This window comes from Streptomyces sp. NBC_00448, assembly GCF_036014115.1.
In the GTDB taxonomy this organism is placed as follows: Bacteria; Actinomycetota; Actinomycetes; order Streptomycetales; family Streptomycetaceae; genus Actinacidiphila.
The window spans coordinates 5,291,493-5,306,203 of sequence record NZ_CP107913.1; the positions used below are offsets into that span (position 1 = coordinate 5,291,493).

The window sequence follows — 14,711 nt, forward strand, 5'->3', positions numbered from 1 at the left end:
GCTTGGCACCGTCCGCTCCCGGCGCGGGGGTTGGCGTTGGTGGGGGTGCGGGGCGCCGGGAGCGGGGGAGGGGTCAGCTCTGGGTGTAGGTGTACTGCGGGGAGTCGTACTGCGGGCCGTTCTTCTCGTAGGTGAACCAGTAGGTGACGACCGAGCCGGAGGTCAGGGAGCCGACGTTCTGGGTCCAGGTTCCGCCGTTGTCGGTCATGCGGAGGTTCTGCTGGCCGTCGCCGTTGACCAGGTAGTGCACGTCGACGTAGGCCGCGGGGGTGGTCGGCGTGAAGCTGATCAGCGCGTCGCTCGCGTCGACCCGGGTGGCGTTCGCGGTGTAGTCGGACGTGGTGGTGCCACCGGTCGTGCTGCCGCCCGTGGTGGTGCCGCCGGTGGTGGTCCCGCTGGTGGTCCCGCCGGTGGTGCTGCCGGTCGTGGTGCCGCCGGTGGTCGTCCCGCCGGTGGTGCCGCTGCTCCCGCCGGTCGTCTGGTAGACCGCCATCCAGTCGACGCTCATGCCCGCGCCGGAACTGATGTCGGCCGACGGCGAGGTGCAGCCGCAGACCTTGTTGGGATACGAACCGCCGATCGCCACGTCGAAGATCGCGAAGAAGCCGTGGTCCACGGCCGCCTGCCAGGTGGCCGTGGAGACCTCGTTCTCGTCGACGGTGTAGGTCAGGTTGCCGTCGAGGTAGAACCGCATTTGCTCCGCCGAGGTGTTGGTGCGGTCCACGATCACCGAGTAGGTGTGGTAACCGGTCTGGCAGCCCCCGCACGCCTGGAGCCCGCTGCTGATGCCGTCCGGGTCATGGCACTCTCCGGCCCAGACGCCGCAGTGGAAGGTGGTGGAGTGCTGGCTCAGCGCGTTGACGTCCTCCATGATGTCCATCTCGCCGATGCCCGGCCAGTTGGTCGCCCCGACCGGCCTGGCGTCCGCGCCCATCGCCCAGAACGCGGGCCAGTAGCCGAGCCCGCTGGCCGGGTTGGGCTGCTCCAGCGACGCGCTGATCTCCAACTGGCCGCCGGCCGGCGCGGCGAAGTCGGTGCGCTGGGTCTCGATCCGGCCCGAGGTCCACTGCCCCGACGCGTCCTTGACCGGCTTGATCACCAGGTGCCCGGCGCCGTCCTGGTAGACGTTCGTCGTCGAGTCGGTGGCCGTCTCCAGCTCGCCGGTGCCCCAGTTCGCCGCGGCGCCGGGGTAGTTGTAGCCGGTCCCGGTGTCGTAGAGCCAGTTCGAGCGGTCGAGTCCGGTGCCCGCGGCGCCGTTGAAGTCGTCGCTGAAGACGGTGCTCCACCCGGTGGGGGGTGCCGGCGCGGCCACCGCGGCCGAACCGCCGGAGACCGTCAGCGCGAGCACGCCGGCGAGCAGCAGGAGGAAGGCGCTGAGCACGGCGATCGGCCCCCGCCGACCACGACGGCGGCCGGGCGGACGGAGACGGAGCGGGGGACGGAGAGGGAGCGGGGGACGGAGCCGGAAACGGTTCTGGCCGCCTTGTGCGGCACCGGAGTTCGGCATGCGTGTCACGGGTGATCCCGACCTTTCTGCGGGTGCGACTGGACCGCGGTGAGGCCGGACGCGGCGCGGAGACCGGAAGGTGCGCACCGGGGTGGGGGGTCCCGTCTCCTTCGCACCGCGTCGTGAGAGCGCTCTCAGAGCGGCGGATCGAGGCGAGTGTCGGGCTCCCGCCAGGTTCACGTCAAGGCGTCGGGCGGGATCGGGTGGGAATGCCCGCGGGTACGCCGGCGCTTGCCTTGGGGATGTGCGGGCGTGGCCGGTAGGGACGCGCAGGCGCGGGCAGTAGGGGTACGCGGGCGCGGTAACGGGGACCGCCTCGCCCGTCGCGCCTGCAACCCCACCACCGCACGCGCGGGTTGACCTGCCTCTGCCGCCCCGGTGCGGGACCCGCCGAAGAGTGCCCCCTTCGCCCTCCAACGGTGCCCCGGCGCACCTGGACGGGCGCCGGACGCTCCGGGTAGAACAGGAAGATCCGCTTGCTGGAGGAGGAGAACGTGGCTTCTGCCATGGACAGGGAAACCGCTCGCGCGCAAGGACGCGCGGCCGCTCCCGGGCGTCGCCCCAACGCTCCCGCGCACGCGCCCTCCCGAGGGATTCTCGGCCTGCAGAGCACGGCCGGGAACGCCGCCGTCGTGCAGATGCTCCGCAACGGCGGACCCGTCGGCGGCCAGAACGACCATGAGCACGGCGCCGGTTGCGGCCACGGCACGGAACAGGCCGCCGTGCAGCGCTCCGCGGTCCACTCGGTGCTGCAAGGCCCGGGCCGACCGCTGGACTCCGTGCTCCGCTCCGAGATGGAAGCACGCCTGGACGCGGACTTCTCCAACGTCCGTGTCCACACCGACAGTGCCGCGCAGCGGTCCGCGGCGGAGCTCGGCGCCCGCGCCTACACCTCGGGCAGCCACGTGGTCATCGGCCAGGGCGGCGGCGACAAGCACACCCTCGCACACGAGTTGACGCACGTCATCCAGCAGCGCCAGGGTCAGGTGGCCGGTACGGACAACGGCAACGGGCTCCGGGTGAGCGACCCGTCCGACCACTTCGAGCGCACCGCCGAGGCCAACGCGCAGCGGGTGATGAGCGGCCCCGTACCCACCCGGGGCCACGAAGCCGGCCACCAAGCCGACGACACCGCCGGCGCCGCACTCACCCCGACCGTCTCCCGGGCGATCCAGCGCGTGTACGGCGGCCGTCACTACGTCCAGTACGGCAACACCACCAACGACGTGGGCACGTACATGAGCGCGGAGCTGCACCCCCGCTCCCTGGGCAAGGGCAGCTCCCCCCGGGTCAAGCCCTCGTGGTGGCCGTCGTCGAAGACCACCACCGGTGCCTGGTTCGCCCGGAACATGGTCCAGGGCCACCTGCTCAACGAGAACCTCGGCGGCCCCGGAAACACCCTGACGAACCTCACCCCGCTCACCAAGACCGGAAACTCCAACCACCTTCACTACGCAGAGGCGAACGTGAAGAAGGAGATCAAGAACGGCAACGTGGTGGAGTACGAGGTCGTCGCCCACTTCGACGGGATCACGGGCAGGGACCTGGGCGCGTCCGGCTCGGTGGCGGCCGACATCGACCAGAACTACCAGTACGTCATTCCCTCCCACCTCGCCTGCGACGTCCAGGTGTACGACCCCCGGGGCAAGTGGCTGTATGGCGAGAGCTGGTACGTGCGGAACACCAAGTAGCCCGGCGCAGCCGGCTCTCCCTTCCTGATCGGTGTGATGGAGCCGTTCGCAGTCGGCTGAACGTCTGGCGTGGTCTCAGGAGGTGCCGCCATGGCCGAGTGGATCAACCCCGAGTACGCCGATCTGGTGGAGGGGATCAAGAAGGATCGCCGGCAGCAGGAGGCCGAACAGAGGGCTGACCAGACGCCCAGGCGGTACTTCCTGATCCCCGGGTCCGACTGAGCCGCTTCGACCGGGGCGGCTCTCGGCGGCTCGGGTACTTCGGGGGCAGGGGCTAGTGGAGGGCCGTGCCGTCGGAGTTGACGAACTGCCAGGTGATGCCGGTGACGACGCCGGTGCCGGTCGGGGCGAACTCGGTGAACGCCGGCTCGCTCAGGTCGATGTGGGTCGCGTCGCAGCTCGGGCACTTGTCCTCGACCGGGACGGTGATGGTCTGGCCGTTGTAGGTGACCTGGACCGAGATCCCGTCGCACAGCGGGTCGTTGTTCGGGTTGGCGGTGGTCCACCACTGGTACGACACGGCGACCAGGTACTGGCTGGACGCGTCGATGGGGGTGCCGCAGGCGCCGTAGCCGGCGTCGTCGTAGTACGTCATCTCGCCGGTCATGGGCTGGCCGATCGGCACGTCGGCCGCGGCCGGCCCGCCGCCGAGCAGAAGCAGCGCCGAGGCGCCTGCCGCGCCGCCGATCCAGTGGCCGATACGTCGCGCGATGCGCAATGTCCTTCTCCTGTCCGTCTGTTCAGCGTGGGGGGACTGAGCAAGCGTTCCGAGCAAGGCGTTCCGTGCGACGCGCTCCGAGTACGGCGGGTCCGCATCTCTGACGGTACGCGAACAAGCGCCCACCGGGTACGGTGCCTCACCCTGCCCGGGTGCCCTACTGCTCGGCGCCTTCCCGTTCGGCGTCCTCGTGGGGCGGGCAGGGCGGGAGGTGCATGGTGGCGAGGCGTTCGGGGTCGCCCACCGAGAGGATCTCGACGATACGGCCGCCGGCCACCGTGCAGGCCATGACGCTGTGCGGCTTGCCGTTCGCGCGCCAGGCGATGATGCCGGTGCGGCCGTTGACCCGGGCGGGGCGCGCGATGATCGAGGTGCCGGCGCCGAGCCGGGCCCGCCCGGCCACCGCGGTGGCGCCGTGCCGGACCACCAGACCGTGCGGGGTGGAGGAGCGCCAGGTCACGTCCGGGTCGAGTACCTGGAGCAGCCCCTCGAAGTCGCCGTGCCGTGCCGCCGCGAGGAACGCCTCGACCACCGCGCGCTGCTCGCGCTCGCCGGACGGGCGCGGGGTGCCCCGCACCTTGCGGCGAGCCCTGCTCGCGAGCATCTTCGCGGCGTCCGTGGACCGGTCGAGGATCTGGCCGATCTCGTCGAACGGCACCGCGAACATGTCGTGCAGCACGAACGCCAGCCGTTCGGCGGGGCCGAGGGTGTCGAGCACCACCAGCAGCGCCAGCCCGACCGACTCGGCGAGCAGCGCGGCGTCCTCCGGCGCGTCCTCGCCGTCCTCGGTCACCACCACCTCGGGCGGCTGGTCGTCGTAGGCGGCCTCGGGCCGGGCCCGTCGCGAGCGCAGCACGTCGATGCAGACCCGGCCGACCACGGTGGTGAGCCAGCCGGCGAGGTTGTCGATCGCGGCCGCGTCCTGGCGGGCCAGCCGCAGCCACGCCTCCTGCACCGCGTCCTCGGCGTCGGCCCGCGACCCGAGCATCCGGTGGGCCACCGCCACGAGCCGCCCGCGCTGCTCCTCGAAGGCACCCGCCAGTACTTCGTCCCGAAGCGGTCCGGTCGTCATCTCGTCACCTTCCTCGATCGAGCCACGTCACCGCTGTGACGTGCCCGGGAGGAGGAAGGTAACCGGCCGGGATTCCCCCGGTACGCCGGGGGCCGTCATTCGTGGCCGACGCCGTCGGGCAGCAGGGCGGCGGCCAGGGCGGTCGGGCCGTGGGCGGCGGCCCCCCGCGCGTACGCGACCGCGTACCCGTCGTCGCCCAGTGCCGCGCGGGCCGTCCGCTCGCAGCGGTCGCGTATCGGCTGGAGTTCCGGCGCCCCGCGCTGCGGGTGGCCGACGCTGCGCCAGTACGCCCCGCCGGTGCCGTAGACCGACGCGGCCTGTTCGGCGCGGCCGGCGGCGGCGAGCGCGGCGGCCAGCAGGTCGAGGCCGAGCGCTATGCCGAAGGAGTCACCGAGCAGGTGCTTGCTCTCCAGCATGGTGCGCGCGTACGCGACCGCGTCCTCGGGCTCGGCGGAGAAGAGGGCCACGACGGACAGCTGGTAGTCCAGGTAGGAACGCGTCCACACCTCGCCGATCTCCACGCAGTGCCGGCGCAACTCCAGTGCCCGCGTCCGGCCTTCGGCGAAGTCGCCCAGCGCGGTGAGCGAGAGCACCTCGACGAGGTGGCAGCGCAGCCGGTCGGGGGTGTCGAACGCGGAGCCGGGGACGGAGTCCAGCGCGTGGCTGCGGAGGGTGCCGGGAACGTAGCCCGGGGCGGACCCGAGCGCTTCCCGTACGGCGTCCAGGGCCGTACGCGACTGCCCGGTGAGCATGCCCAGCAGGCCGGTCAGGCAGGCGGCGGCGGCCAGGTCCTCGCTGTCACCGCGCATCGCGACCATGGCCTGCACCCGGTCGCTGATGTCGGCGGCGCGGTCGTACTCGCCCTGGAGGGTGAGGGTCGCGCCGAGTCCGATCAGGGCGCGGGTGCGGGCGGGGCCGGGCGCGGTGTGCTGCTCCAGGGCGCGTTCCAGGTAGGACCTGGCCTCTTTGAGGTGCCCGCAGCAGGTCCAGAAGTAGACCAGCAGACCGGCGAGTTCGGCGGCCGCGTCGCTGTCGTGGTCGAGCCAGTGGTCGAGCGCCGCGCGCAGGTCCGGGTGGGCGTCCTCGATCCGCCGGTAGCCGAGGAGCTGGTCGCGCCCGGACCAGGCGGCGTCGGCCCAGCGGGCGAGCCCGGTGAAGTAGTCGGCGTGCCGGTACTGCGTGCCGGCGACCTCGCCGAGCTCGCACAGCCAGGTGTGGCCGTACTCGCGGATGGTGTCGAGCATGCGGTAGCGGTCGCCGGAGCCGGCGTTCGGAGCGGTGGCGGATACGGGTACGGGAGTGGGCGCGGGACCGGGTGCGCGTACGGGGCCGTTGCCGGACGGCGGTACGGTGCCGGGACCGGACCCGGTTCCGGGCCCGGACTCCGCGCCCGGTCCGATCCTGCGGACGACGGACTGGGCCACCAGCCGCTCCAGCGTCGGCGCCACGGCCGCGGCGCCGAGCGGACCACCGGCGGCGACGGCCTGGGCCGCGGCGAGGTCGAACGCGCCGCGGAAGACGCTCAACCGCGCCCACAGCAGCCGTTCCAGCGGCGCGCACAGCTCGTGGCTCCAGCCGATCGTGGTGCGCAGCGTCTGGTGCCGGCGCGGCCAGGCGTACCCGGACGAAGCAAGCGTGTCGAAACGCGAGCCGAGCCGTTCGGCCACCTCGGCGACGGCACCCGGCCCGACCGAACCGACCCGTGCGGCGGCCAGTTCGATCGCCAGCGGAATGCCCTCCAGACGGCGGCAGACCGCCTCGGCCGCCTCGGCCGCGCCCGGCTCGGCCAGCGGCGCGCGGCCCAGCCGGTCGGTCACCCGGTCGGTGAACAGCGCGAGCGCGTCGGGACCGTCGGCCGGCAGCGGCAGGACCTCCACGAGTTCCTCGACCGCCGAGCCCAGCGGGCGGCGGCTGGTCGCCAGCACCGTCAGCCCGGGGGCCGCGGTCAGCAACTCCCCGACCAGATAGGAGCACGCGTCGATCAGGTGCTCGCAGGAGTCCAGTACGAGCAGCAGCCGCCGGTCCGCGAGCCACTCGCTCAGCGCGTCCAGCGGCATCCGCAGCGAGTGGTCCGCGAGGTCCACCGCGTCGCTGACGGTGGAGAGCAGCAGCTCGGAACTGTCCAGGGTGCTGAGGTCGGCCCACCAGGCCCCGTCCGGAAAGTGCCCGCGCCCCGCGCCCGCCTCGCGTTCCGCGCCTCCCGGGACCCCCGCGCCCGCCTCGCCCGAACCGGCCCCCGTATCCGCCTCCCCCGGGCCGCCCCCGGTATCCGCCTCCGCCGCTGCAAGTGCTGCCCGCTGCGCCAACCGCGTCTTCCCGATCCCGCCGGGACCCGTCAGCGTCACCAGCCGGTGCCGGGCCAACGCCCCCCTCAACCGGCCGAGTTCCGCTCCCCGACCCACGAAACTCGATGTCTCCTGAGGAACGTTGCCCGTCATGACCTCAGCCTGACACCAACCGGACACGGAGGGAAACTCACCCGTCACTCCGGTCCCCGGCCTCGGCGCGGGGCGGGAGTTCGAGGCCGAGGTTCTCGCGGAGGGTGCTGCCCGTGTAGTCGTCGGCGACGACCTTGCGTTTGCGCAGTTCGTTGAGGAGCCCGTTGACCACGAAGTCGTGCTGACGCGGGTCGGCGAGGCCGCTGAGCGAGATCACGTCGAGCACGCCGGCCCGGAAGCGTTCCTCGACGGCGTCGGCGAGTTGCTCGGGGGTGCCCGCGACGGCCCAGTGCCCGGTATCCTGCGCGGCGATGACCAGTTCGCGCAGCGTGTAGCCCTGGCGGGCGTAGCCGGCGAAGATGTCGACGCGGCCGCGGCGGCGGTTGACCGTGGTGATGTCGGGCAGCAGGCTCTCCGGCAGCTTCGCGTCGAGCGGGAGCTCCGACAGGTCGACGCCGCCGCCGAGCATGTCGGCCACCTGCGCCCGGCCGCGTTCGAAGTCGATCGACTCCCGCTTGTCGCGGACCAGTTGGCGCACCTCCGCCTCGGTGGCGCCGTACGTCGCGTGGAACGAGCTGAAGATCAGCGGCAGTCCGCCGGGCCGGCCGAACCGCTCGGCCTCGGCACGGATCTTCCGGGTGAAGTCCGTCGCGATGTCGAGGGTGGGGAGCGAGGTGAAGACGATCTCGGCGTAGCGCGCGCCCAGCGCCCGGCCCGCCTCGGACTGCCCGGCCTGGATCTGCACGGGGCGGCGCTGCGGCAGCGGCGGGATGTTCAGCGGTCCGGCCACGGTGAAGTAGGTGCCGGCGTGGTCGATGGGGCGCACCCGGTCCGGGTGCAGCGTGGCCCGGCCGTCCGGGCCGGCGGTCAGCGCGCCCGGTTCCCAGCTGTCCCACAGCGCGTTGACGACCTCCAGCGACTCCGCGGCGCGCGCGTACCGCTCCTCGGGGCTGGGCAGGTCGCCCGGGCCGAAGTTCTCCTCGCCGACGGAGGAGGTCACCAGGTTCCAGGCGGCCCGCCCGTTGCTGACGTGGTCGAGAGTGCCGAACAGCCGGGCCAGGTTGTACGGGTGGTGGAAGGTGGTCGAGACGGTGGCGATCAGGCCGATCCGCGACGTCACCTGGCTCAGCGCCGAGACGAAGACCAGCGGCTCCTGCGACCCGATCGCGCCCTGGGCGCCGAAGCTGAGCAGGTCGGCGGTGAACAGCGCGTCGATCCGCGCCGCCTCGGCGAGTCCCGCCACCCGTATCGCGGTGTCCAGGGTGGAGCGGGCGGGGTCGATCGCCAGGTCGTAGGTCTCCGACGTGCCGCCGGCGCCGGTCACGGTCTTCAAGGTCCTGGGCGGCTTCGCGCTCACAGTTGGTCCCATCTCACCGCTGGCGGTGACGTCTCGGGGCGGGGGTTCAGGGGTTCAGGGGTTCTGGGGTACGGGAGTTCGGGGAATCGCGGGTACGCGGGTTCGTGGTTCCGCGGGCCCGTGAACTCACGCGTGCACGCCTTCCCGGAGCCTTCACGGCGAAGGCGAAGGCGAAGGCGAGAGCGAAAGCGAAGGTGCCGAAGGCGAACGGGCGCCCGGGCAGCGAAAGTCGACCCCTTCCGGGCTCCCTGCGGACCTGCGGCGCGGCGCCGGCGGAAAAGGGCGCGCGTCGACCGCTCAGCGCAGGGGAGAGGCGGGGTGGGCCGTCGTCAGCGACAGAGCGCGGTCTGGGTACGGCACAGGTCGACGTGACGCCGCTTCGTCCAGCCCGGCAGCGGAACCGCGGTCCCGGCCGGCCCGACGCGCGTTGCCCTCACGATGACTCCCATCGACCCGGGCGGCCGTCGAACGGCAGCCCTTCGACCCGCGGCTCAGGCGATCCGGGCGCCCGCGCGCCCCTCAGCCGCTCCTGACGGTACGGAACGAACGTACGCGGCAGACGGGCGGCCCTGTCAAGACCGCACCCCGGGCCCCGATGACGAATACGTTTCATCTTCATTGACAGCCCTCGCCGTTCCCATCAGGATGACAGCCGTCTCACCGCTGTTCTGAAGGAGGCTGTCGCGGTCTCCTCTGATGAATCGTTTCATTCGGAGGCGTGGAATGGCGCAGTCCCGACGGTCCGGTCACGGGCCCTTCCTGCTGCTGGCCGCGCTGACCGCATGGTTGACCGCGGTCGGCCTCGTCCTCGGGACCGCGATGCCCAGCGCCGCCGCGGGCCCAGCAGGTTCCCCCGGTTCCGCCGCCACCCGCGCCGCTCCTCACCACCTGACCGTCGGCGGCCTGACCGCCCCCGCCGACGTCGCGCCGGACGCCACCCCGCTGCTGGGCTGGCAGGTCGGCGCGGGCACGCAGCGCGCCTACCAGGTCGAGGTCGCCACCACCGCCGCCGCCCTGGTCGGCCGGCCCGACGTGTGGAACTCCGGCAAGGTCTCCTCTCGCGCCAACGGCACCGTCGCCTACGGCGGCCCCGCGCTGCGCCCCGCCGCCGGCTACGTGTGGCGGGTGCGCACCTGGGCCCCCTCGGGCGCCGCCTCCGCCTGGTCGGCCGCGGCCTCCTTCGGCACCGGCCCCGGCAAGGCGTGGCCGGGCGCCGCGCCCATCTGGGCCGGCAGCGCCTCCTGGAGCGACTACACCTTCCAGGGCAGCTTCGTGATCGACGCGAAGTACGCCAGCGTCACCTTCCGCGAGTCCGACACCCGCGACTTCTACCTGTGGCAGTTCAAGGGCAACGGCGAGAACACCATCGCCCCGCAGGTCCAGAAGGACGGCGCCTTCTCCAACCTCAAGGCGGCCGAGCCGCTGCCCTTCGCGCTGGTCGACGGCACGGCGTACGACTTCCGCGTGGTGGCCGCCGGTGCGACCTTCACCACCTACCTCAAGGCCGCGACCGACACCGGGTGGACCCTGGTGGACACCACCACCGACGCCACCTTCGCCTCGGGCGGCATCGGCTTCCGCACCGGCAGCACCGAACAGGCCACCTTCGACGACATCACCGTCACCGCCCCCGACGGCACCGCGCTGTACGCCAACGACTTCAGCGACCCGGCGAACACCGACTTCAGCTGCGGCACCGTCACCGGCCAGGCGCTGTTCGTCGACAAGAGCAAGAACTGCGGCACCGGCTTCGGCGGCGCCGACTGGGCGTTCCTGCGCGGCGACACCACCCTGGCGAAGGGCCGGCACATCGCCTGGGCGCACCTGTACGCGACCGGCTCCTCCACCACCCCCGGCCGCCAGTTCGTCTACAAGATGTGGGTCAACGGCCGCTTCGTGGGAGTCGGTCCGACCCGGCCGGTCGGCGCGGAGACCCGCTACGACGGCTACGACGTCACCTCGCTGCTGCGGCCGGGCGCCGCCAACACCATCGGCGCGCTCGCGTACACCACCAGCGACCAGCGCTTCCTCGCCGACCTCGTGGTCCGCTACACCGACGGCAGCACCCAGACCTTCGGCACCGGGCCCGGCTGGAAGGCGGCGAGCGGCGCCAAGGTGCTGCCGAGCGCGGGCAGCATCGGCACCAGCTACTACACCGCCCCGGTCGAGGACTTCGACGCCCGCGCCTACCCGACCGGTTTCGCCGCGCCCGGCTTCGACGACGCGTCGTGGCCGGCGCCCGTGGTCAAGAGCGCCTTCGCCGACCTGGAGCCGACCCCGACCGCCAAGGTCCAGCAGAAGCTGGAGAAGCCCGCGTCGGTGGTCGAGTACGCCCCGGGCGACTACTACGTCGACTACGGCCGCAGCTGGATCGGCGGCCTCTCGCTCGACCTCACCGGCAGCGCGGGACAGCAACTGGACATCCGCTACGGCGAGGTGCCCGCCGGCACCGACACCGTCCGCTACCAGACCTCCGCGGGCAACACCTACGAGGACACGTGGACGCTGAAGGCCGGCGGCCAGCACCTGGAGACCTGGGGCCTGCGGGTCTTCCGCTACGTCCAGATCACCGGCGCCCCCACCGGCCTGCGCGCCGCGGACCTCACGGCGGAGGCGTACGTCTACCCGTTCGACGAGTCGGCCGGCACCTTCGACTCCTCGGACAGCTCGCTCGACCAGGTCTGGACGCTGTCCAGGAACACCGTGGAGATGTCCGACCAGAACCTCTACGTGGACTCCTGGGAGCGCGAGCGCGGGGTCTACGAGGCCGACTCCTACCTCCAGTTGATGGCGAACCTCTACACCGGCGGCGACGCCTCGCTCGGCGACTACTCGCTCAACTTCCTCCTGTCGAGCCGCACCTGGCCGACCGAGTGGCCGATGTACCTGATCCTCGCCCTGCACGACAGCTACCAGACGACCGGCGACACCACCGCGCTGGCCGCTAACTACACCGCTCTGCAAGGGAAGTTGCCCGACCGGTGGTTCGACCCGGCGAGCGGGCTGATCCACAAGACCACCGGCGACACCGGCGCCGGCAGCTGCAACGACTGCGACATCGTCGACTGGCCGGCCTCCGAACGCGACGGCTACGTCTTCAGCTCCTACAACACCGTGATCAACGCGATCAGTTACCGCAGCTACCGCGACATGGCCGACATCGCCACCGCGCTCGGCCGCACCGCGGACGCCACCGCCGACAACGCCAAGGCCGACGCGATCAAGTCCGCGGTGAACGCCACGATGTGGGACGCCGCCAAGGGCGCGTACCGCGACGGCCTCGACGACAGCGGCGCCCCGATCGACCACTACGCCGTGCAGGCAAGCGTGTTCGCCACCGCGTTCGGCCTCGCCGACGACCAGCAGGCCGCGCGGGTCGCCGACTACCTCGGCACGCGCGGCATGGCGTGCAGCGTCTACTGCGCCGCGTTCATGATCCAGGCGCTCTACGACGGCAACCGGCCGGACCTGGCGCACGGCATGCTCACCTCCACCGGCACCGACAGCTGGCTCAACATGATCAAGGCCGGCGCCGGGGCGACCATGGAGGCGTGGGACCTCTCCTTGAAGTCCAACACCACCTACTCCCACCCCTGGGCGGCCTCGCCCGCCTTCGACATCCCGCAGGACATGTTCGGCATCCGGCCGACCACCCCCGGCTACGCCACCTTCGACGTCAAACCCCAGCCGTCCGCGGTGCGTTGGGCCCATGTCACGGTGCCCACCGGCAAGGGGAGGATCGGCGCGGCCTTCGACACCGCGGCCGGCGGCCGGGTCGACACCGGGGTGAGCGTCCCGCCCGACTCCAGCACCGACGTCTACCTGCCGGGCGGCTCGGCCACCGCCACCACCGTCTACCTGGACGGGCGCCGGGTCGCCGCCACGTACGGCAACGGCTTCCTGCGGGTCGCCGGGGTGCAGCCCGGCTGCCACGTCCTCACCACCGACCCGGGAGGGTCCGCCTACCGGGACACCAAGCTCACCGGCGTCTGTCCCGACGGCTACCGGGCCCCGGCGCGACACGGCCGGTAGGACGCGGTCGGGAGGGCACGGCCGTCAGGAGTGCGGTCGGTAGGGTGCGCCTTATGCCGGATGTCGCCGCCCTGCCCCAGCCGTTCACCCCGTCGACCGACCCCGCGGCGCTGGCGGACCTGCGCGCGCGGCTGCGCGCGACCCGCTGGCCGGACGCGCCGGCCGACGCCGGCTGGTCGCTCGGCACCGACCTGGACTACCTCCGCGAGCTGGTCGCGTACTGGGCCGACGGCTTCGACTGGCCGGCGCAGGAGGCGGCGCTCGCCGCGCTCCCGCACTTCCGCGTCCGGCTCGGCGGCCTGGGCATCCACTTCGTCCACGCGCGGGCCGCGGCCGCCCCGGCCGGCACCGCCCTGCCGCTGGCGCTCAGCCACGGCTGGCCGGACTCGTTCTGGCGCTACGCGAAGGTCATCCCGCTGCTCACCGACCCCGGTGCGCACGGCGCCGACCCGGCTGACGCGTTCGACGTGGTCGTGCCCGACATGCCCGGCTACGGCTACTCCGACCGCCCGACCGGCCCGCCGCTGAACTCCATCGCCGTCGCCGGCCTGTGGGCCGAGCTGATGGACGTCCTCGGCTACCAGCGGTTCGGCGCCGCGGGCGGGGACATCGGCAGCCATGTGAGCCGCTACCTCGGACTCGACCACCCCGAGCGGGTCGTCGCCGTGCACCGTACCGACGCGGGCGTGCCGGTCTTCGGCGGCGACCCGGCGGAGCTGGCACCCGAGGAGCGCGCCTGGTTCGACAGCGTCGCCGCGTGGGGCGGGGCCGAGGGCGCCTACGCCGCCATGCACCGTACGAAGCCCCAGACCGCGGCCTTCGGCCTCACCGACTCGCCGGCCGGGCTCGCCGCGTGGATCGTCGAGAAGCTCCGGTCGTGGAGCGACTGCGGCGGCGACATCGAGCGCAGCTACACCAAGGACGAGATCCTCACCAACGTCACGCTGTACTGGCTCACCGGGACCATCGGGTCCTCGATGCGGATGTACGGCGCCAACGGCGCGATCCCGCCCGCCCAGCTCGCCCGCCGGGTCGAGGTCCCCTCCGGCTTCTCCCTCTTCCCCGGTGACATCGCCCGCCCCCCGCGCGCCTGGCTCGACCGCACCGCGAACGTCGCCTACGTCAACGAGCTCCCGCGCGGCGGCCACTTCGCGGCGTTCGAGGAGCCCGAGCTCTACGCCGAGGAACTGCGCACCTTCTTCCGCCCCTTCCGGCGCGCGCTCTAGAGGGCTCTGGAGGACGCCGCCGCGGATTCCCCCGGGGCGGGTTGTCGGTGCTCGCGGCTATCGTGGCCCGCGTCGCGGCATGCGCGGCCGGCGAAGGGGGCCGGTGATCGCGCAGGTCCGTTCTGTGATGCCATGAGGATGGCGAGCGGTCCTGGGGAGGGCCCGCTCGCGGGCAAGTCACGTACGTCTACCCGGTCGTCCGCGCCGCGAAGGGCAGCGACGGGGTCGCGCGCACCATCGTGCGCCGCGAGACGGTGATGAGCTGGGACGACCCGGCGAAGGTGATCACCGAGCCGGGGACGTTCTCCTTCGTCTCCTACAAGGTGGATGCCACCAACGGCGGTTGCAGCAACTTCACGGGCTATTTCCGCCCCGAGTTCATCGCCGACCGTGCGCCGAAGAGCCCGGGAAGCGGCCCCGAGACGGACCCGTACGACCGGACCACCTCGATGAGCGAACGCCTGCGCGAGGCCGACGGAACGGAGTGCGGGACGGCCACGCGATCGTGACCGATCCCGGTCACCAGGGGTAGGGAAAACCCGACCGTGAGGTCTCGACCTGGCTGTCATGACCTGATGGGGACGGTCGAACTGGAATGGCCGGGTGGCTATTCGTCGATTTCACGGTTCCGCCGATCCGCGAAAGTGGTGGGGTGCGGGATGGCTCCTCG

10 protein-coding genes and 1 pseudogene are annotated in these 14,711 nt (G+C 72.4%); 5 read left to right on the forward strand and 6 right to left on the reverse strand.

The window, feature by feature from the left end:
* Window positions 1–73: 73 nt before the first annotated feature.
* Window positions 74–1,381 (reverse strand): glycoside hydrolase family 16 protein, encoded by a 1,308-nt coding sequence (locus OG370_RS22665; protein WP_328467112.1) that lies wholly within the window; start codon window positions 1,379–1,381, stop codon window positions 74–76.
* 620 nt (window positions 1,382–2,001) lie between these two features.
* Here OG370_RS22665 and OG370_RS22670 point away from each other — a divergent pair.
* Window positions 2,002–3,198, forward strand: a complete 1,197-nt coding sequence (locus tag OG370_RS22670) for an eCIS core domain-containing protein (protein ID WP_328467114.1) — start codon at window positions 2,002–2,004, stop codon at window positions 3,196–3,198.
* Between the two features lie 90 nt (window positions 3,199–3,288).
* On the forward strand, window positions 3,289–3,420 hold the full coding sequence (locus tag OG370_RS22675) for a hypothetical protein (RefSeq protein ID WP_328467116.1): 132 nt from the start codon (window positions 3,289–3,291) through the stop codon (window positions 3,418–3,420).
* A 52-nt stretch (window positions 3,421–3,472) separates the two neighbouring features.
* On the opposite strand, the gene OG370_RS22680 is transcribed toward OG370_RS22675, so the two are convergent.
* The 5 genes from OG370_RS22680 to OG370_RS41525 form a co-directional block, all read right to left on the reverse strand.
* Entirely contained in the window at window positions 3,473–3,916 is a 444-nt protein-coding gene (locus OG370_RS22680) for a cysteine/serine endopeptidase inhibitor (RefSeq protein ID WP_328467118.1), read from the reverse strand.
* Between the two features lie 157 nt (window positions 3,917–4,073).
* Window positions 4,074–4,988 carry a sigma-70 family RNA polymerase sigma factor gene (locus OG370_RS22685; protein ID WP_328467120.1) on the reverse strand — a complete coding sequence of 305 codons (915 nt, stop codon included), beginning with the start codon at window positions 4,986–4,988 and terminating at the stop codon, window positions 4,074–4,076.
* A 95-nt stretch (window positions 4,989–5,083) separates the two neighbouring features.
* Window positions 5,084–7,426, reverse strand: coding sequence for an ATP-binding protein (locus tag OG370_RS22690; protein ID WP_328467122.1), 2,343 nt, complete (start codon window positions 7,424–7,426; stop codon window positions 5,084–5,086).
* A 37-nt stretch (window positions 7,427–7,463) separates the two neighbouring features.
* Window positions 7,464–8,783 carry an NtaA/DmoA family FMN-dependent monooxygenase gene (locus OG370_RS22695; protein ID WP_328467124.1) on the reverse strand — a complete coding sequence of 440 codons (1,320 nt, stop codon included), beginning with the start codon at window positions 8,781–8,783 and terminating at the stop codon, window positions 7,464–7,466.
* 329 nt (window positions 8,784–9,112) lie between these two features.
* Window positions 9,113–9,232, reverse strand: coding sequence for a putative leader peptide (locus tag OG370_RS41525; RefSeq protein ID WP_366409697.1), 120 nt, complete (start codon window positions 9,230–9,232; stop codon window positions 9,113–9,115).
* 274 nt (window positions 9,233–9,506) lie between these two features.
* Between OG370_RS41525 and OG370_RS22700 the strand changes: the two genes are divergently transcribed.
* From OG370_RS22700 to OG370_RS22710, 3 genes and pseudogenes are all read left to right on the forward strand, one after another.
* Window positions 9,507–12,815 carry a family 78 glycoside hydrolase catalytic domain gene (locus OG370_RS22700; protein ID WP_328467126.1) on the forward strand — a complete coding sequence of 1,103 codons (3,309 nt, stop codon included), beginning with the start codon at window positions 9,507–9,509 and terminating at the stop codon, window positions 12,813–12,815.
* A gap of 53 nt (window positions 12,816–12,868) precedes the next feature.
* Entirely contained in the window at window positions 12,869–14,041 is a 1,173-nt protein-coding gene (locus tag OG370_RS22705) for an epoxide hydrolase family protein (protein WP_328467128.1), read from the forward strand.
* A gap of 134 nt (window positions 14,042–14,175) precedes the next feature.
* A pseudogene (locus OG370_RS22710) lies at window positions 14,176–14,550 on the forward strand (hypothetical protein); the annotation flags it as partial.
* Window positions 14,551–14,711: the final 161 nt, after the last annotated feature.

Bases quoted from the DNA above. Each gene is read 5' to 3' on its own strand.
- OG370_RS22675 (WP_328467116.1), top strand. From the start codon at position 3,289: ATGGCCGAGTGGATCAACCCCGAGTACGCCGATCTGGTGGAGGGGATC.
- OG370_RS22685 (WP_328467120.1), bottom strand. From the start codon at position 4,988: ATGACGACCGGACCGCTTCGGGACGAAGTACTGGCGGGTGCCTTCGAG.
- OG370_RS22690 (WP_328467122.1), bottom strand. From the start codon at position 7,426: ATGACGGGCAACGTTCCTCAGGAGACATCGAGTTTCGTGGGTCGGGGA.
- OG370_RS41525 (WP_366409697.1), bottom strand. From the start codon at position 9,232: ATGGGAGTCATCGTGAGGGCAACGCGCGTCGGGCCGGCCGGGACCGCG.
- OG370_RS22700 (WP_328467126.1), top strand. From the start codon at position 9,507: ATGGCGCAGTCCCGACGGTCCGGTCACGGGCCCTTCCTGCTGCTGGCC.
- OG370_RS22705 (WP_328467128.1), top strand. From the start codon at position 12,869: ATGCCGGATGTCGCCGCCCTGCCCCAGCCGTTCACCCCGTCGACCGAC.